The organism is Methylocystis sp. B8, from assembly GCF_005771425.1.
Classification (GTDB): domain Bacteria; phylum Pseudomonadota; class Alphaproteobacteria; order Rhizobiales; family Beijerinckiaceae; genus Methylocystis.
On record NZ_VBTZ01000003.1, the window covers coordinates 220,473 to 238,324 of the forward strand.

20 protein-coding genes and 1 tRNA gene are annotated in these 17,852 nt (G+C 62.2%); 13 read left to right on the plus strand and 8 right to left on the minus strand.

Annotated elements, in window-relative coordinates; translation table 11 throughout:
- Nucleotides 1-26: 26 nt before the first annotated feature.
- Together FEV16_RS07795 and FEV16_RS07800 are read left to right on the plus strand one after the other, a co-directional pair.
- The gene (locus FEV16_RS07795; RefSeq protein WP_246657221.1) at nt 27-1,478 is read left to right on the plus strand and encodes a pyruvate kinase; all 1,452 of its coding nucleotides are present in this window, start codon (nt 27-29) and stop codon (nt 1,476-1,478) included.
- 89 nt (nt 1,479-1,567) lie between these two features.
- Nucleotides 1,568-2,047: an NUDIX domain-containing protein gene (locus FEV16_RS07800; RefSeq protein ID WP_138167065.1), complete on the plus strand. Its 480-nt coding sequence runs from the start codon at nt 1,568-1,570 to the stop codon at nt 2,045-2,047.
- A 291-nt stretch (nt 2,048-2,338) separates the two neighbouring features.
- Here the strand turns inward: FEV16_RS07800 and FEV16_RS07805 are convergent, their stop codons facing one another.
- Entirely contained in the window at nt 2,339-2,764 is a 426-nt protein-coding gene (locus tag FEV16_RS07805) for a hypothetical protein (RefSeq protein WP_138167066.1), read from the minus strand.
- A 127-nt stretch (nt 2,765-2,891) separates the two neighbouring features.
- Nucleotides 2,892-2,981, minus strand: a tRNA-Ser gene (locus tag FEV16_RS07810).
- Nucleotides 2,982-3,027: 46 nt separating this feature from the next.
- Between FEV16_RS07810 and FEV16_RS07815 the strand changes: the two genes are divergently transcribed.
- The 4 genes from FEV16_RS07815 to FEV16_RS07830 are packed head-to-tail and all read left to right on the plus strand — an operon-like array spanning nt 3,028 to nt 5,488.
- Entirely contained in the window at nt 3,028-3,480 is a 453-nt protein-coding gene (locus FEV16_RS07815; protein ID WP_138167067.1) for a gamma-glutamylcyclotransferase family protein, read from the plus strand.
- Entirely contained in the window at nt 3,477-4,334 is an 858-nt protein-coding gene (gene panC, locus FEV16_RS07820) for a pantoate--beta-alanine ligase (RefSeq protein WP_138167068.1), read from the plus strand. Before FEV16_RS07815 ends, panC begins: the two co-directional genes overlap by 4 nt.
- Nucleotides 4,331-4,630 carry an acylphosphatase gene (locus tag FEV16_RS07825; RefSeq protein WP_138167069.1) on the plus strand — a complete coding sequence of 100 codons (300 nt, stop codon included), beginning with the start codon at nt 4,331-4,333 and terminating at the stop codon, nt 4,628-4,630. The genes panC and FEV16_RS07825 overlap by 4 nt, the downstream gene beginning before the upstream one ends.
- Before the next feature lie 15 nt (nt 4,631-4,645).
- Nucleotides 4,646-5,488, plus strand: a complete 843-nt coding sequence (locus FEV16_RS07830; RefSeq protein ID WP_138167070.1) for a shikimate dehydrogenase — start codon at nt 4,646-4,648, stop codon at nt 5,486-5,488.
- A gap of 54 nt (nt 5,489-5,542) precedes the next feature.
- On the opposite strand, the gene FEV16_RS07835 is transcribed toward FEV16_RS07830, so the two are convergent.
- Both FEV16_RS07835 and FEV16_RS07840 read right to left on the minus strand, forming a co-directional pair.
- Entirely contained in the window at nt 5,543-5,998 is a 456-nt protein-coding gene (locus FEV16_RS07835) for a phasin family protein (protein ID WP_138167071.1), read from the minus strand.
- A 14-nt stretch (nt 5,999-6,012) separates the two neighbouring features.
- Nucleotides 6,013-6,366 (minus strand): phasin, encoded by a 354-nt coding sequence (locus FEV16_RS07840; RefSeq protein WP_138167072.1) that lies wholly within the window; start codon nt 6,364-6,366, stop codon nt 6,013-6,015.
- A 312-nt stretch (nt 6,367-6,678) separates the two neighbouring features.
- On the opposite strand from FEV16_RS07840, the gene FEV16_RS17435 reads away from it, so the two are divergent.
- From FEV16_RS17435 to FEV16_RS07860, 4 genes are all read left to right on the plus strand, one after another.
- Nucleotides 6,679-8,931, plus strand: a complete 2,253-nt coding sequence (locus tag FEV16_RS17435) for an ATP-binding protein (RefSeq protein WP_138167073.1) — start codon at nt 6,679-6,681, stop codon at nt 8,929-8,931.
- A 453-nt stretch (nt 8,932-9,384) separates the two neighbouring features.
- On the plus strand, nt 9,385-10,161 hold the full coding sequence (locus FEV16_RS07850; RefSeq protein ID WP_138167074.1) for a 5-oxoprolinase subunit PxpA: 777 nt from the start codon (nt 9,385-9,387) through the stop codon (nt 10,159-10,161).
- A 5-nt stretch (nt 10,162-10,166) separates the two neighbouring features.
- Nucleotides 10,167-10,904, plus strand: coding sequence for an allophanate hydrolase subunit 1 (locus FEV16_RS07855; protein ID WP_138167075.1), 738 nt, complete (start codon nt 10,167-10,169; stop codon nt 10,902-10,904).
- Nucleotides 10,901-11,899 (plus strand): biotin-dependent carboxyltransferase family protein, encoded by a 999-nt coding sequence (locus FEV16_RS07860; protein WP_138167076.1) that lies wholly within the window; start codon nt 10,901-10,903, stop codon nt 11,897-11,899. The genes FEV16_RS07855 and FEV16_RS07860 overlap by 4 nt, the downstream gene beginning before the upstream one ends.
- On the opposite strand, the gene FEV16_RS07865 is transcribed toward FEV16_RS07860, so the two are convergent.
- The 3 genes from FEV16_RS07865 to gloB form a co-directional block, all read right to left on the minus strand.
- Nucleotides 11,900-12,739 (minus strand): DUF5765 domain-containing protein, encoded by an 840-nt coding sequence (locus tag FEV16_RS07865; RefSeq protein WP_138167077.1) that lies wholly within the window; start codon nt 12,737-12,739, stop codon nt 11,900-11,902.
- A gap of 85 nt (nt 12,740-12,824) precedes the next feature.
- The gene (locus tag FEV16_RS07870; protein WP_138167078.1) at nt 12,825-13,262 is read right to left on the minus strand and encodes a cupin domain-containing protein; all 438 of its coding nucleotides are present in this window, start codon (nt 13,260-13,262) and stop codon (nt 12,825-12,827) included.
- Entirely contained in the window at nt 13,259-14,035 is a 777-nt protein-coding gene (gloB, locus tag FEV16_RS07875) for a hydroxyacylglutathione hydrolase (protein ID WP_138167079.1), read from the minus strand. Before gloB ends, FEV16_RS07870 begins: the two co-directional genes overlap by 4 nt.
- A gap of 109 nt (nt 14,036-14,144) precedes the next feature.
- Here gloB and FEV16_RS07880 point away from each other — a divergent pair, with 109 nt between their 5' ends.
- Nucleotides 14,145-14,900, plus strand: coding sequence for a methyltransferase domain-containing protein (locus FEV16_RS07880; protein WP_138167080.1), 756 nt, complete (start codon nt 14,145-14,147; stop codon nt 14,898-14,900).
- A gap of 644 nt (nt 14,901-15,544) precedes the next feature.
- Here FEV16_RS07880 and FEV16_RS07890 read toward each other — a convergent pair.
- Entirely contained in the window at nt 15,545-16,228 is a 684-nt protein-coding gene (locus tag FEV16_RS07890; RefSeq protein ID WP_138167081.1) for a phospholipase, read from the minus strand.
- Nucleotides 16,229-16,805: 577 nt separating this feature from the next.
- On the opposite strand from FEV16_RS07890, the gene FEV16_RS07895 reads away from it, so the two are divergent.
- Together FEV16_RS07895 and FEV16_RS07900 are read left to right on the plus strand one after the other, a co-directional pair.
- Entirely contained in the window at nt 16,806-17,006 is a 201-nt protein-coding gene (locus FEV16_RS07895; RefSeq protein WP_138167082.1) for a DUF2905 domain-containing protein, read from the plus strand.
- Between the two features lie 57 nt (nt 17,007-17,063).
- On the plus strand, nt 17,064-17,852 hold the full coding sequence (locus FEV16_RS07900) for a DUF4239 domain-containing protein (protein WP_246657222.1): 789 nt from the start codon (nt 17,064-17,066) through the stop codon (nt 17,850-17,852).

Sequence of the window (17,852 nt, forward strand, 5' to 3'; positions counted from 1 at the left end):
GATGCGCAACAAGAGCCGGTGATGAATTGAAAACCGAAGACGCGATAGTCGAGCTCCGCGAACTTCGAGATGACGTCGCGTCGCTGCGTGACGCTGTGTTGCGCCAAGGCGAGGCGCGCCTCCTGGAGTGGGGCGCGACAGGGGAGGGGGCGTCCAATCTGGCCTATTATCTCGCTCTCCGGAGCCACGATTTGTTGGCGCTTCAATTGCGCCTCGCCGCCTATGGCCTTTCCTCGCTCGGCCGCAGCGAAGCGGATGTCATGCCCGCTCTCGACGCGCTGCTGGCGACCCTTTGCAGACTGTGCGGCGAACAAGCTGAATATCCACCCCTCGCTGCGATGCGCGCCGGCGAGGATGCGCTGAATCGCTCCTGCGATCGGATGTTCGGTGAAAGCACAGCGGCGCGCCGGACTCGCATTATGGTGACATTGCCCAGCGAAGCCGCCGCGGATTTGGGCCTCGTCTCGGCCCTCCTTGATGCCGGTATGGATTGCGCCCGCATCAACTGTGCACATGATGACGCTGTCGCCTGGAGCCAGATGGTCGACAATGTCCGCGCCGCCTCGCGGCGTCTTGGCCGAACTTGTAAGGTCATGATGGATATTGCGGGGCCGAAGCTGCGAATAGAGGCCGTACACGCGCCGGAGAAATATCGCTTACATCTAGGAGAGCGCCTGCGTCTTGCTCCTCGTCTCGACCAGCGCAGCGGGCCCTTGGCTTTCTCGCTCAATTTTCCGCAGGTCATTGCGCAACTGCGTTGCGGCTCGGAGGTCTCTTTCGACGACGGCAAGGCCACCGGTCGGGTCGTCGCTGTTGATAAAGAGGGCGCGGAGCTCGAAATCATCGCGGCTCGGGCGAAGGGGCTGCGGCTGAAGCCTGCTAAAGGCGTGAATTTCCCTTCGATCGACCTTGAGCTCTCGTCGCTGACGTCCAAGGATTTGGGCGACCTCGACTTTGTCGCGCGTTCGGCGGATCTGGTCGGCTTTTCATTCGTTCAACGTGTTGAAGACGTCATGCAGCTGCAAGCGGAACTCGCCGCGCGGCGCGGGGAGAAACCTGCACAAACGCTTGTCCTCAAGATCGAAACGCCGCTTGCAATCCGTAACCTTCCACGCCTGATCGTCCAGTCTGCGGCCCGGCATCCGACAGCCGTGATGATCGCGCGTGGCGATCTTGCGGTCGAGGTCGGTTTCGCGCGCCTCTCTGAGATGCAGGAGGAAATTCTGTGGCTATGCGAGGCCGCGCATGCGCCCGTGATCTGGGCGACCCAGGTTCTTGACCAACTCGTGCATGAAGGCGTCGCCAGTCGAGCCGAGACCACCGACGCGGCGATGGCGCAGCGCGCAGATTGCGTCATGCTCAACAAAGGCGACTATCTGCCACAAGGCGTGCGATTCCTGCAGGACGTGCTCGTCCGTATGGAACGCCACCACTCCAAGAAATTCGCCCGGCTCGCAAAGCTTCATGCGTGGTCGTGAGGCCCCTATGTTTTCGTTCATCGTCACAAAGTCGCGGCAGCCTTAAAGATGCTTTCGTAAAGATTTGGAACCTGCGAGAGCGGTTTGAAATGACTAAGCGAAGCGCAGGCATTCTGCTATTCCGCCGTGTCCATGGTTTGGCGCAGGTTCTCCTGATCCATCCGGGCGGCCCCTATTGGCGGCGCAAGGACGAGGGCGCCTGGTCGATTCCGAAAGGACTATTTGAGGAGGGCGAGGAGCCTCTGTCGGCCGCCAAGCGCGAATTTCTGGAGGAAACTGGAACGACGCCCCAAGGCGTCTTCATCGAGCTCGGCGAATTTCGTCAGCCGAGCGGCAAGCTGCTGATCGTATGGGCGCTCGAGGGCGATTTCGATCTCGCGTCGTTCAAGAGCGACACATTCCGAATGGAGTGGCCGCCGAAGTCGGCGCGTTTCGAAGATTTCCCGGAGGCGGACTGCGCGGAATGGTTCGATGCTGATAAGGCTGCGCGTAAAATCACCAAAGGTCAGCGACCGATTCTCGACGCTCTGTTCCGGCAGCTCAGTTCAACGCCACGCGCGACGGTTTAATCGGCTGCCGCGAGCGGCGGCGTCTCTCATGCGCTCGCGGTTGATGGAACCGCGAGCCGGCTCAAGCGCCGCCAGCGCGTGATGGGCTCGACGATTATGTCTCCCTTCTCAATATGAAGGCTTTGTCAATTGCGAGGACGCGTAATTCGCGAGCGTTTGTCACCTATGCGGCATGGACGGTTAAGGGGCTGGGTCACTGCTCCACATCATCGTTGGCGCGTTCAGGCAATAGCCCCACTTGCCCTTGAACCTTTGATACGTGTTATCCGCAAAAGTGAGAGTAAAGCTGCCCTAATACCAGTATTCCTTGGCGGGAGTTTCGGGGCCAACCTCGTCTTTGTACGAGTGCTCGCATTTAAGGTTTGCGCGGGCTTCAAACCACGTGCCCGTAAGGATTAATGGATTATAGTGGCCCATTGGATCCATACCGACAGTTCCAACGACCTCGCCTGGGCCGGCAGGATCCGGAAATTTGTACTCCCCTCGAACGGGCTCAGGAGCGCCCAGCGGATTTAGAAAATGCAATGTCAGCGGTCCATTATAACTTTTCTTACTCGGGCCGACCAATATGGTATTGATCGTGGTATCGATCCTCGGCGTCGGCGCGCGCTGCTGCTCCTCTCCAAAAGCTCCTGCGGTGCCGAAGATTAAACAATAGGCCAGTGATACCTTCGCAATTAACGCTATTGCTATGACCTCTCTCGCTGCGGTGCGCATCTGCAATCCTCTAAGTCTTGCGATCAGATCTCGACTTTGGCAACCAACGGCGGATCGCGATCGCTCATCCACAATCAAAAATATGCCCGGTGTAGAAATGGCGGCCGAGCACCGTATATCGTCGAACTGGCGGAAGGGGTGGGATTCGAACCCACGGTGGAGTTGCCCCCACGCCGGTTTTCAAGACCGGTGCCTTAAACCGCTCGGCCACCCTTCCGCGTCGGACGTGATATAGCACGCGTCGCACTTTTCGCGACCGGGATTTGCGCGTGCCGCTCTATTTCGCCTATGGCTCAAACATGGACGCCTCTGCAATGGCGGCGCGCTGCCCGCGCTCTCGCCTCATCGGGCGCGGACGGCTTGCGGGTTATAGGACGATTCTCATGGCTTCGGGCTTTGTCAGCGTAGCGCCGGACCGGCGCATGAGCGTTCATGGCGTGCTGTGGGACGTCGCGGTCGGCGATGTCGCGGCGCTCGATCGCTACGAAGATGTCGCTCGCGGACTTTACGCCAAGAAAAACTTTGCCATCCTGCGCGAACCCGTCGGCTCGGTCCATGCGCTGACCTATGTCGGCGGGAGGCCGGATCTCGGGGCGGCGCCCCGCGGCTATTTCGATGGCGTCATCGCCGCGGCGCGCGCGCAGGCGCTGCCCGGCGATTATATTGACTATCTCTCCGGTCTGCCCTCCATCCACCAATCAGGGCGCCGTCCATGAATGTGCAAGTTCCTGTCATCGGCGCGATCGACGAACTGCGCCGTTACGTTCGCGCGCATCGCGTTGCCGGCGAGCGTATCGGACTTGTGCCGACGATGGGCGCGCTCCATGCAGGTCATTTGTCGCTTGTGGAGGCGGCGCGTCGCGTGGCTGACCGCGTCATCGTCACCATCTTTGTCAACCCGGCGCAGTTCGGCCCGAATGAAGATTTCGCGCGCTATCCCCGCACGCTTGCGGCCGATGTCGAGAAGCTTTCGAGCGTTGTCGCTGATCTCGTCTTCGCGCCTTCGGTCGAAGAAATCTATCCGCCGGGATTTGCGACGAAGGTTGTGTTGGACGGGCCTGCGCGCGCCGACCTCGAAGACCGATTTCGGCCGACGCATTTTTCTGGCGTCGCGACGGTGGTGACGAAACTGCTCAACCAAGCGCAGGCCGACGTCGCGGTCTTTGGCGAGAAGGACTATCAGCAGCTCCTAGTGATCAAGCGGCTCGCGCGCGATCTCGACATCGCGACTGAAATTCTCGGCGCGCCGACGTTGCGCGAGGCGGACGGCCTCGCGATGTCTTCGCGCAACATCTACCTCTCGCCCGAGGAGCGCGAGCGCGCAAAGGAACTTTGCGCCGCGTTGAGAGAAGCGGCGCGTCGCATCCTTAACGGCGACGACATGGGCGCGGCGACGGGCGCGGCGCGCGCCGCGCTTGCCGGAGCGGGTTTTGATGTCGACTATCTCGAAGCGCGCAATGCGGAGACGCTCGCCCCCGTCGAAACTCTCGACGACGGTCCAATTCGTCTGCTCGCGGCGGCGACGCTCGGCGCCACGCGGCTTATCGATAACATTGCGGTTGAACCATGAGCGATCGGGAAATCATCCGACTCTTCATTGAAGGCCGCGTGCAGGGCGTCGGCTATCGCGCCTTTCTTGTTCGCGAGGCCCTTTTACTCGATCTCACGGGCTGGGCGCGCAACAGGCGTGACGGCGCCGTGGAGGCGGTCGCCTCAGGTCCGCGTCCGGCGCTCGAAGCGTTGATCTCGGCGGCGCGGCGTGGTCCAAGGCTTGCGCGAGTCGACGCAGTGCGAGAAGAGCTGGCTGACGAAGCGGCGCTCGTCGAATTCTGCGGCGCCGGATTTTCCGTCGCTCCTGACGCGTGATCGGGAGATGATGACGTGACCAACAGCCGCCGCTTTGTTCTCGCCGGAGTTATGGGCTGGCCGATCGCGCATTCGCGCTCGCCGAAGATTCATAATTACTGGTTCGCGCAATATGGCGTCGAAGGCTGCTATGCGCCGCTGCCGGTCGAACCCGGACGGCTCGAGGCGGCGTTGCGCGCTATGCCAGCGCTCGGTTTCGCCGGCTGCAATCTCACGATTCCGCACAAGGAGACGGCGCTTCAGTTTCTCGATCGTGTGGACGAGTCGGCGGCGCGAATCGGCGCCGTCAATTGCGTCGTTGTCGAAAAGAACGGCGCCCTGATCGGCCGTAACTACGACGGCTATGGCTTCGTCGCTTCTTTACGCGAGGCTGCGCCATTTTGGCGGGTCGAAAGCGCGCCTTGCGTCATCATTGGGGCTGGCGGCGGCGCGCGCGCGATCGTCGACGGGTTGCTCGAGGCGGGCGCGCGAGAGATTCGTTTGTTCAACCGCACTTTGGCGCGGGCCGAAATTCTTGCCGCCGACTTCGGGCCGCGCGTGGCGGCGCTTCCGTGGGACGAACGTGAAGCGGGACTCGCGGGGGCAGGACTTGTCGTCAACGCGACCAGTCAGGGAATGGTCGGCCAGCCGCCGCTCGATCTATCTCTCGCCGAATTGCCGACATCGGCGCTCGTCGCCGATATTGTTTATGCGCCTTTGGAGACGCCGTTATTGGCGGCCGCCCGTAAACATGGCGCAACGCCCGTCGACGGGCTTGGCATGCTGCTTCATCAGGCGCGCCCGGCGTTTCGGGATTGGACCGGCGTCATGCCGGAAGTCACGCCGGAGTTGCGCGCCATGATCGTAGAGACGCTGTAAAAGGATAGAGCGTCGCGGTTCTCGCCGCGACGCTCTTCACGTGACTATTAACGCTTACGCAGCACGCGCGCCGTAGAGCGGCGCGAGGGAGACAGTGAACATACGTTGCGTGAGCGAGAGTAGTTCGTTCGAATGACGCAGCAGCGTATCGAACCGTTCGCTCATGAAATGCGACTGAAGATTTGTAACTTCGTCGAGCGTTTTGGCCTTGGCGAGCCGTTCCGCGAAGTCGAGAACTGCGGTGGCGTTCTCGGCCCAAAGGTCGATGGACTTCTGCGACCAGAGCGCCGGGTCGAATTCCTCGGCTCCCGCCGACTTTATTTCTACGGCGACCGCAAGGGCCGTTGACGGCGCCGACGCAATCGACGGCTTCTGCGCTTCGATTATAACCGGCGCGGGCTCGGCGCTGACAGCTCCGCTCGCCTGGGGGGCCGCGTCCGTCTCCACAGAAGCCACGCGTTTGGTTTCCGGAAGCTTGGACTTGGGGGGACTGTTCTGCGGATTGGCCATTGAACTTCTCCCAGTTAGGACTTCGTCGAGCGCTGGAAGGACGCGCCAAGCTCCTTGGTCTGCTCTTGGATCGTCTTTAGCTGCGCCTGCACGAACTCCGACTGAAGCTTGAAGACTTCCTGCGGATCCTTGGCGTGGACGAGTTTCTGAGCGAGATCGAAGGCCGCGTTGACGTTGGCTTCGGCGAAGGACAGGGCCTTTACGCTGACGTCCTTAGCGCTCTGCAGCCCAAACGGAACATCAGCTGAAGTGTCGAGCGCCTTCTGCGCCGCTCCGGCGAAACCTTCAAAAGCCTTGCGCGCCTGTTCGACGCTTTTTTCAGCGAAATCGCGGACTTCAGTAGGAATTTGGTAGATCGATTCGACCATGGCGCACCTCCGTGCCGTGAAAAAGAAACTGTCGCCGCACTAAACCACATCACCACTCGCGGAGCGCCCAGCCCAAACGACGATCCGGCGAGTCGAGCCATCCTGCCTCATTTTATGCTGCAATGCAACAAATTTGTGCGCCGCAGCAGGAGCAATTCACCCTTTATCGGAGAAATGCGTCGAAATCCGTTCAACGCTCATAGACCTCGTGTAAGGCCGCGATTAACTTGATGGCGTTTCCGTGAGCGTTGAGCCGACGAGACGCCTAACGGCGCGCCGCGAGCGAGACCGTCAGGCAGAGGCGGTAGGCAAATGGGCGATTCGCAGCAGGAGCTCGAAGAGGGGGCGCGCGCAGCTGCTTGCGTCGCTGCGGACCCCGTATTTTCCGCCCTCGACGCCTCCGGCGCGCCCGTCATCGTCGCTGATGGCGATCCGCGCCGCGTCGCTTTTATGAACGATCAGGCTCGCGTCCTCTTTGGCGAAGACGCTGCACGGATGAGCGATCTCCTGTTTCGCGGCGATGATCCGGGCTCTCGGCGACTGGTCGAGGTTATCTCTGCGCTGAGTGAGAGCTCCGCCCTACGCCTTGAGCGTTTGCGCATGCGCTTTTTGGGGCAGGCGCAGATAGTCACCGTTCTTTGCCGGACCCTCGGGGAAGAAAGCGGCGGCTGTTTTCTCATCGCCGCGCTGGGAGTGCGGCCGGATGCGCCTGCGGATGATCAGCGCCCGAGTGCGGTCACGGGCGCCATCAGCGAAGAAACGGCGGACCTTCGGCGTCGTCTTGCGGCCCGACACGGCGCCCGTGCGCCGCGATTTCTTTGGAGGACTGATGCGGAGGGGCGCTTCATCGACGTGAGCCACGCGCTCGCCGACGCGCTCGGCGAAGCCGCCGCCGACATCTTAGGCCGCTCAGTGAAGGATGCGTCTCAGGCGCTCGCTCTCGATCCAGCGTTTGCGCGCGCTGTCGCCTCGCACCGAGCATGGAGCGGGGTAGAGGTCGAGTGGCCGTTAGAAGGTGGAAGCGTGCCGACGACTCTCGGCGCTCTGCCGCTGAGGGATTCGGCGCAACGGTTTTTCGGTTATCAGGGATATGGCGTCCTGCATCTCGACCGCGCTCGCGTGGCGGCGCCAGCGGCGGTAGCCGGGTCTCAGCGCGAGAACCCCCGGGGCTCACTGGCTGATAACGTCATTATGTTGCGCGCGCCTTCGCCCACGCGCGTCGCTTCCGATGCGGCGGAAGCCCTCAGCTCAAGCGAACGCCTGGCTTTCGATGAAATCGCGCGTGCGCTCAAGGAAGGCAGTTCTGTCCTTTCCCAAGCGGACGCCGCCGGGAATTCAACGCCGGTTCCTGCCGACGGCCAACCGGCGACGACGTTCGGGAGCAACCACGAACTTATCGCGCGGGGTCCGGAGCAAAGCGCTTTGGCGCTCGCCCGAGCGCTTGAAGAAAAACTTGCGCGAACGAAATCGGAGAATGCGCTGCTTAGCGGGGCCTTCGATCTTTCTCGCGCGCCGCTGGCGATTATGGCCGTGGATGCGACGATCATCAGGGCCAACGCTCAGTTCGCGGCCTGCTTTGGCGCCGATGCAAGAACGCTTGCGAACCGCAACCTCGTGTCTGTTCTTAGCCCGTCCGACGCGCAAACCTTGGCGCAGCATCTTACCGCTTTTCGCCAGGACGCGAGCGCGCGGCTTCCGCTAATAATGTCGCCGCGGGGCGGCGGCTTTCCCGTCGACCTCACGCTGCGCCAGCTTCCGGTTGAAGGAAAGCCGACGCTTCTTATTTCCGTCGAGCCCCGAGAGGACGCTTCTTCAGACGAGCGCGCGATTGAAGCGGCGCGGCTCGCCGCCGAAAGCGCGAATGCGGCGAAATCAGATTTTCTCACCCGCGTCTCGCACGAGATTCGCACGCCGCTGAACGCAATCATCGGCTTTGCCGAAGTAATGATCGAGGAACGTCTCGGGCCGCTCGGCTCTCCGCGTTACAAGGAATATTTGAAGGACATGCACGCCTCTGGCGCGCATGTCCTGTCGCTCGTTAACGATCTTCTAGATCTTTCCAAGATCGAAGCGGGGAAGATGGAGCTTTCCTTCGCGCGCGTCGACGCCAATGCAGTCATCGCCGAATGCGCATCGATTATGCAGGCGCAGGCCAATCAGGGGCGCGTCGTCATACGGCTCGCGCTTGCGCCGGGACTGCCGTCGCTGTGCGCCGACGCGCGCTCACTGAAGCAGATCCTTCTCAATCTTTTGTCGAACGCAGTAAAGTTCAACGAGCCGGGCGGGCAGGTCATCGTTTCAAGCGCGCTGAACGACGCCGGCTCTGTCATCATTCGGGTCAAGGACACCGGCATCGGCATGTCGGAGGAGGATGTCGCAACCGCCTTGGAGCCATTCCGACAGGTGGACGCTTCGCGCGGGGCGAGCGGCACGGGGCTTGGATTGCCGCTAACGAAGGCTCTTATCGAGGCGAACCACGCCTCCTTCAGCATCAAGAGCCGTCACAATGAAGGCACGCTGATCGAAATCGCTTTCCCGCCGCCGCAGGTTCTCGCGGCGGAGTAAGCCGACCGTTCTATGGATCAGGAAATATTGTCGCCGCTCGGCGAAAGAAGAGCTGAAGCTGATCAGCTCAGTCCGTTGGCGCAATAACGCCAGCGTTTACGCTAGGCTGCTGCCCGCCAACGGACCGTATTGGACGTAAATGTCCTGATTTCTTGAACTTACTTCATCCGCATCGCGACGAGAGCGCCGCCGATGACGATAGCGAGCATGAGTCCCGGGATCAGATACTGCATATTTTCCTCCCACATTGCGCCAGCCAGTGGCTCTTTTTTCCGGCTTCGCCGCGATACAGCTTCACCAAAGGGGACAGTCTTTGTCAAGCGCCGCTACGCCCTATTTGTGCGGGTTTGCGCCGATATTGGCTGGGCCGGATCGGTTGAGCGCCGCGCATTGCCGACACGGCGCAGTTGCTCCAATCTGACGGGCCACGATGAGAGGCGACTCGCATTCTGTATGACCCCCGTGTCCCGCGCCATCGATCTTAACGCCGATCTCGGGGAAGGCTTCGGCCATTGGCGCATGGGCGATGATGACGCCATGCTCGATATTGTGACGAGCGCGAATGTCGCCTGCGGTTTCCACGCCGGCGACCCCGACATCATGGCGACGACATTTGCACGCGCCAAGGAAAAGCGAGTCGCCGTCGGCGCCCATGTCGCCTTTCCTGATCTCGCGGGGTTTGGCCGGCGCGCATTGCCGATGAATGCACGGGAGATCGAGCGCGCCGTCGCCTATCAGCTCGGGGCGGCGCAGGCGCTCGCCGTTCTGAGCGGACATCGGATCACGCATGTGAAGGCGCATGGGGCGCTCGCCAATATCGCCGAGCGCGACGCTGATGTGGCGAACGCCATCGCCCGGGCCGTCGGCGGCGTCGACTCGTCGCTCGCATTGTTGGCGATCGCGCTGTCCGAGCAGACGCGCGCCGGCGAGCGCGCAGGCTTGCGCGTCGTCAACGAAATCTTCGCCGACCGCGCCTATATGGATGACGGACGCCTCCAGCCGAGATCGCAGGAGGGCGCGATTATCGAGGACATCGAAAGAGCCTGCGCGCGCGTCGGCGACATGCTCGCGAATGGCGGTCTGAGGACTGTCAGCGGCAAGCTCCTGCCGACGGCGATCGATTCGATCTGCGTCCATGGCGACGCGCCGCTCGCCGTTGAAATGGCGCGGCGTTTGCGGGGGTCGCTTGAACGCGAGGGCTGGAAGTTGCGCGCCTTCGCCGGAGCCTAACCACAATGGAATATGAGGCGCCGCGCTTTCTCGACTGCGGCGAGGCGGCGCTGTCAGTCGAATTTGGCGACAGTGTCGATCCCGCAATCAATGCGCGCGTGTTGGCGCTCGACGAATGTCTTCGCGCCGCTATGCCGGCGGGCCTGCGCGAAACGACGCCTACCTATCGCGCACTTTTCCTGCTCTACGAACCGCTCGAGATTTCGCGGGACGCGCTGATCGCGGCGATCGAAGGTCTTCTCGGGCCTGCGCGCATCGAGGCGCGGGCGTCGCAGCCGGCCGTGCGCTGGACCATTCCCTGCTGCTACGATGCTGAATTCGCAGAGGATATCGGCGAGGCTGCGGGGCTGCTCGGGCGCTCCGCGCAATCGCTCGCGCAGTTGCACGCCGGCGCAGACTATCGCGCTTACATGTATGGGTTCGCGCCGGGCTGGTGTTATCTCGGCGGACTGCCCGACGCGCTCGCGATTCCGCGGCGCACGAGCCCGCGTGGATTGACTCCGCAGGGCGCGACGCTGATCGGCGGCGCGCTTTCCCTGATCGCCGCCAATCCCATGCCTACCGGCTGGTATGTCATCGGGCGCACCCCCGAACGCATGTTCGCGTTGGACCGCGACCCGCCTTTTCTTATTGCGCCGGGCGACGCTGTGCGCTTCGAGCTGATCGACGCCGAGACATTCCGGACGCTCGATGCGAGGGCCTTGGCAGGCGAGACGGTGGCGCGCCGCGAGACTCTAAAATGAGCGCGCGGCTTCTTGTTGAAGCCGCCGGACCCGGCGTCACCATTCAGGACGAGGGTCGCTTCGGACTGTCGCGTTACGGCGTTACGCCTGCGGGGCCGATGGATATTGGCGCTTATCTCGCTGCGACGCGCGCCGCGGGCGCCGACAGCGCGATCGAAATTTCGCTCGGCGGCGCGGCGTTTCGGGCGGAAGGCGCGACGCTTTGCGTGGCGGTCGCTGGAGGCGATTTCGACATCCGTCTCGACGGAAGACCGCTGCCGTCGGCTTGCCTGTTGCCGCTTGCCGAGGGCGCGCGGCTCACGCTACGCGCAGGTTCATCGGGGGCGTGGTGCTATGTCGCCGTCGGCGGAAGGCTCGACTTGGCCCCAACGCTCGGCTCGCGCGCTACGCATGCCCGTTCAGGGCTTGGCCCAAAGCCGCTCGCCGTCGGCGACGCCTTGCCGCTCGCCGAGGCCGCCCCGCCGCCTCTTGAGCCGTCGGCGCTTGCGGCGCCTTGGCTCGCTTCGAGCGACGCGCCGATCCGGCTGCTTCTCGGGCCTCAGGACGATTATTTCGCGCTGGAGGAGATTGAGGTCTTTCTGAACGCGCGCTGGCGCATCGGCGCGCGCAGCGACCGCATGGCCTATCGGCTCGAAGGTCCGGCGATCCGTCATCGACAGGGACACGACATTGTCTCGGACGGCGTCGCCATGGGCGCGATCCAAATTCCAGGCGATGGCGCGCCGCTGGCGCTCATGGCCGACCGTCAGCCAACCGGCGGCTATCCGAAAATTGCGACGGTGATCGGCGCCGATCTTGGCCGGCTGGCGCAACTACGTCCCGGCGAAAATCCGTCCTTTCGCGCCGTGAGTTGGGACGAGGCGGTCGCCACCCGTCGCGCTTATTTCGCAGCGATCCAAGCCGGCGTAAAACGCGAGCCTCTCTCCGCCGAGCCGACCACCGAGTCGTTGCTCGCCGAAAATCTCGTCGGCGGCGTCGTCAACGCAAAAGATTGACTATTCCGCGGGCTCTTTGATCTCGGCGATGAGCGCAGCCGGTTTCGCGGTCAGGGCGGGCGCTGCGGCGACGGCCGTCTTTGCGGCCGCTTTTCTTCGCTTCCACCACTTATAGAGCATCATCCACCAGGGGTCGCCGACATGCAGGTGATAACGCAGCGGCGTCTTGATGATGGCCAACACTAGTCCGATCGAGAACAGGCACCAGACCGCGGGCCATTCATTGATGTTGCCTGTCGTCAGGCTCGCGAGAAACGGCCCCGCGACCCATGAGAAGAGGATGAAGCGCCAGCTGCCGTAAAGCGAAGGGATGTAGAAGGCCATCAGCGGATATTCGATGTAGCCGCGCCCGAGATAGGCATTGTTCGCCATCGAGTTGCCGAGTCCGTTCGTCGGCAGCAGCCAGGCGATGTGCCATTCGCCGCGCACCGTGCAGAGCACGTCGCCGCAGAGCGGCCTTCCCAAGGCGCAGTGACCCGCCCAGGAGAAGGGATAGAGCTGGAGCAGCATGGCGATGGCCGCGACGAAACAGCCGAAATAGGCCCAGGGCGCGATGATGCGGGCGCTGTCCTTGGGCATGAAATAAAGCGCGACGGCGTTAATGAAGAAAGGCTGGAACGTTATGTGGAGATAACCAAACATGGTCATCAACTGATTTAGCGGCGAGTCGCATTGGTTTAAGACGGAATAGGCGACCGCCTGAAGCGATTCCATGCTGGCGAAATAGAGAAGGCAGACCCAGAGGGCGAGCGGTTCCGGGTCCTTCTTCAGCGCCGAATAGGCTGCGCCGGCGATCCCCGTCGCCGCCAACACCGTCGACGCCTCTCCACTCCAGCACATTCGGGCATTTCCTCTTTTCTTGTCTGCGACCCGATACACTATCCGCCGGGCGGGTCAAAGCCCCAAAGGCCGAAAGCCTTTGCGTTCAAGCCGAAGCGTCAGGCGAAAAATCCGCCGGCGCCAGCTCGAAGCCGGAGAATTCGAAGCCTGGCGCGACGGTGCAGCCGACGAGGCTCCATTCATGCGGTCCTCGACCGAGGCTTTTCGCCGACTGCCACACGCCTGAAGCAACCACGGCTTGCGGCCGCTCGCCGGCCGCGAGCGCCGGGCCGAGGCGCACGACCTCAGTTCCAATCTTAAGCTCCAGCGGAGCCCCGGCGTAGAAGTGCCAGACTTCGGCGGCGTCGACGCGATGCCAGTGAGACACGCCGCCGCCCGGAAGCAAATAGTAGATCGCCGTCGAGGCGGCGCGGCCGCCGGTCGACGAGGAATCGCGAAAGGTCTGCCGATAGAAGCCGCCCTCGGGATGCGGTGCGAGATCGAGAACCCGCACGATCTCCTCAGTCGAAAGCGCACCTGTCATGCGGTGAAATTGTTCTTGCGCTCGCGCATCGTCGCGAAGACGGCGGAAGGATCAGCGCCCCGCATGCCCATCCTAGCCATTACGCTTGGGTCCTCGACCCGCAGAAACGGATTTGTGGCGTTCTCGAGCGCGATCGTCGTCGGCAGGGTAAACTTTCCTGCCTTGCGTAGGTCGGCGACGGTTTGCGCCCGCGCGCGCAGCACCGAATTGTCCGGGTCGACGGTGAGCGCGAATTTGGCGTTGGCCTGCGTATATTCATGGCCGCAATAGACCTGCGTTTCGCCTGGCAGGTCGGCGAGCATTTCGAGAGTGAGATGCATCATCTCCATGGTGCCCTCAAAAACGCGGCCGCAGCCGAGCGAAAACAGCGTGTCGCCAACAAACAGGATTTCATCGTCTTCAAAGTAATAGGCGATGTGTCCGAGCGTGTGGCCGGGCGTCTCGATAACTCGAGCGCGCGCTTCGCCAACCTCCACCACGTCGCCTTCTGAAACCGCGCGATCGAGCGGGGGAAGACGATACGCATCCTTGGCGGCGCCGATGACCTTCATATGCGGATAGCGCGCCTTGAGCGTCTGCGTTCCTTGCACATGATCCGTGTGATGATGCGTCAGCAGCAGATGCGTCAGGGGCCAGCCCCGCCGATCGGCTTCGTTGGCGATCGCTTCGCCGTCCGGCGCGTCGACGCTCGCGGTCGCGCCGAGCTCCGGCTCATGCCCGAGCAGGCCGAAATTGTCGTTAAGGCAAATGAACTGCGCGACCTCCAAAGCCATGTGGCGTCGTCTCCTTATGGGGTCGCTATCATAAACGCTCTTCGTCGAAAAATGCGACAGCCGAGACTGAACCGATCGTTCCGCCTTGCGTGGTCGATCGATTGCCCCGATGATTAAATTCATGCTCGACGTCGTCGATTTGCGCGCCTTTTACGATACCGCGCTGGGTGGGGTCGCCCGCCGCCTCGTGTCGCGGCTGGTGCGCGCGCGCTGGCAGGACCATGCGGGGCTGCGCGTGCTCGGCCTTGGCTACGCCACGCCCTATCTCGACGATTTTCGCGAGAAGGCGCAGCGCGTTCTCGCCTTCATGCCGGCCACGCAGGGCGTCGTTCACTGGCCGCTCGATGGGCGCTCCGCCTCAGCTCTCGTGGAGCCGTCGATGACGCCGCTACCCGACGCGAGCATGGATCGCATCCTGATTGTGCATGCGCTCGAGACGGACGATCATCCGCATGATCTGCTTGAGGAGATCTGGCGCATTCTGGCGCCCGGCGGCCGCGTGCTGATCGTCGCGCCGAGCCGCACCGGACTTTGGGCGCGCGTCGACACGACGCCCTTCGGACAGGGCCATCCTTATTCGCGCGGCCAGCTGCAGCAATTGTTGCAGGAGGCGCAGTTCCTGCCGCTCTATTGGGACGAGGCGCTTTACGTGCCGCCGTTCCAGCGCGCGTCGCTGCTGCGCTCGGCGCCCGCTTTTGAGCGCATCGCCGGCCGCTTCTCGCTGCCAGGCGGCGGGGTGCATATCGTCGAGGCGACAAAGCAACTCTATCGGCCGATCACGCGCCGCGCCGTGCGCCGCGCCCCGCTCGAACTCGAACCGGCGATGGAGCCTGCTGGCGCCGAGCCGGGGCTCGAAGGAGTATAAGTTTAGAGCGTTGTACTACTCGCGGAGCTATTTTCGGATGCGTCGCGAAACGGCATAGTGACAGGCGTCGCCTGCGCGCGCGATCGGCCCTTGGAAGCGATCCACCGCAAAAATCTCACCCACAAGGACCATTTTCGGATCGAGGGCGCTTGACCGAGCGAGGCTTGCGCCTGAGCGAGCGAATCCTCAAGCAACGCATCGTGCAAGGGACGATAGAAGACCGGCCAAGACAACAGGGCCGGGCCATGCGCAAGCATCTCCAGAGTGTGTCGAAGGACGCACCTCTGCGCGTCAATGCCGATGACTTCGTAACCGTGATGGCCATCGAACCCTGTTGGTCCGGTGAATTGAAATCTGATGCTCCGCCCTGGGGCATACGCCTGCACGACATAGCGAATTGGCCCGTGTCCGCCGACTGCGCCGACTTGCAGGGGGCGATCAAACTCCATGCGAGGCCAGTTTTCGCCCGGCCAGAGAGCGTCTTCCTGCAAGGATAATGTATTGATGAGCGCGCCTGCCTGCTCTGAGGGCGCCAACAGTTCTCGCTCGTGTATGTTGAGAACCTTCACCACCCAGATCCTGCTTGTACGAGACGCAGACCGTGAGCTGATTAAACTCGGCGGCTTTTTCCATAGCTTCGCGTGTCACCGCCGACCGAATTCGACCCTCACGCCGAACGACTGCGCCAGGAACAAGGCGCCGTGGATCAGTCCAGTTTCGTCGATGCCGTGGCCGAGCCGCGCCGAGAGATGCCATTGGGTCGGCACGCCTGAGTCCGCGAGCGCATTGGCGGACATGAGCAGCGCCTCGACGGGGATCATTTCGTCTTCTTCGCCATGCGCCAAGAGAACCGCCGGCGGTTTCTCGTAAGCTGTCGGCTCTTCGCCGGCCTCCGCCGGCCCAAGCACATAGACCCCCGAATAGCCAAGGATCGCCCGCGGCGCGCGCACCCTGCGCAATCCTGTATGCAGCGCCATCATCGTGCCCTGGCTGAATCCGACAAGGGCGAGCGCTCTGTCATCAAATCCGCGCTTGGCGAGCTCTTGGTCGAGAAACGCGTCGAGAGTCGAACGCGCAGCGACGCAGCCGCGCCAGCGTTCTTCCGGATCGCGCATGGTCAGCGGAAACCATTGTCGGCCGGTCGGCGATGCGGCGCATCGCTCAGGCGCATTCGGCGCGACAAAATCAGCGTCGGGAAGGAAGGCGCGCCATTGACGGCCGATCTCGATAAGATCGGCGCCGTCTGCGCCATAGCCATGAAGGAAGATGACAAGCTGCTTCGGCTTGCCGGAACGCGCCTGTACCCTTGGACCGTCAATCGCCGCCATATGCCCGCGCCCTTCCGTCGCTTCGATGCGCTGGAAGGTTTATGCGCGAAGGGCGGCGCCGGCGCAACGGCGTGCAATGTTAGTAGGTTTTTACCAGAAACGAGACGATCTTGAACGCGTAAATGCAAGCGACTGCGAGCGTGCTGTGCTTTACCATGGTCATGGCGAGATAGATGTGATCAGGCCTCATCAAAATCCTCATAGTCGCACGCAACCGCTGCGCGCCGGCGATCGCATCAGGAGCGACATTCAATCGAGACGGTTGCTTTGCGAAACGTCGCGCGGCCTGCGTCTCCAACAGGCTCCCGCAAGAGGCGCGCCACGCGCCGTCGGCTCGATTGCGTCGGTTCGCCGCAGGCAAACCCGAATGTGTTCGATCGAACCCTTCGCGGGCAGGTAACGTTCGACGAGGCGCTGGGTCAAGCAAACCGAACTGAGAATTGCCGCTTCGCGACAATATGTCACCGAAGCGACATCGTTGAACGACAGGCAAAAAAACGGCTGGCGAATTTGCCAAAATGCGCCAGATGGCAATGACTAAACCCATCGACCACGGGGGCAAAAGGAAGCTTACGCTATGGCCAAGTTTCTCATCATCGCGGGGCTCGTGATGATCGGCGTTGGCGTCCTGTGGATGGTGGGCGAGCGGTTTGGCCTCGGGCGTCTGCCCGGCGACATCATGGTCGAACGCGGCAATTTCCGTTTTTATTTTCCGCTTGCGACGTCGCTCATTTTGAGCGTCGTCATCAGCCTGCTTTTGTGGCTGTTCAACCGGTGACGGCCTTTGACAATTTGACGCAGTCGCCTCCTAATGCCGACGCGAAAGGAGGCGCCCGTGCCCGAATTGTTCAAGCATCTGTCGGTAGGCCAAATGGCCGCGCTGTTCTGCCTCGGCTCACTTGGCGTGACCTGGCTGGGCGTCCTTCTTTTTCAACGGCTCGTGCACAGATGGATACATGGACGCCGCAACGCCAACGAAATGATTGGGCTAATATTGGCGTCGTTCTCGACGCTATACGGCATCCTACTCGGACTGATTGCGGTCGAGGCTTATCAAGACTTCTCCGCTGTCGGCGATGTCGTCTCCAAGGAGGCGCTAGCGATCGCCGCGCTTCACCAAGATTTCGAAGGCTTTCCGCAACCGACGCGCGGCGAGCTTCAGGAGAAACTGCGCGCCTATGCCCGCGAGGCGATCGACGCTGTGCACCCGCCGCCCGACGTTGCGCAAAATCCTCATTCGTCCTCGCCCGCATTGACCGGACTATTCGCACAGGTGATGAGTTTTCAAGCCAAGCTCAAGAGCGAGGAGATTGTCCAGGCGGAGACGTTCACTCGTCTGAACACGCTTGTCGAGCATCGCCGCTATCTTATCGCCGCCGGCGACGGCGGCATTCCGAAAGAGCTCTGGTGGGTGGTCTGTCTGGGCGGCTTTCTATTGATTGGACTTCTGTGCATCTTCGACATGGAGCTCCATGTCCATCTGATCCTCAGCAGCGCGATGGCGCTGTTCATGGGCTCGGTGGTGTTTCTCATCGCCGCGCTCGACAATCCCTTCAACGGCGGATTGACGGTCGATTCGGCGCCGATCGAAGCGGTGTTGCAGACCTTTCCGATGGTCCGTTGA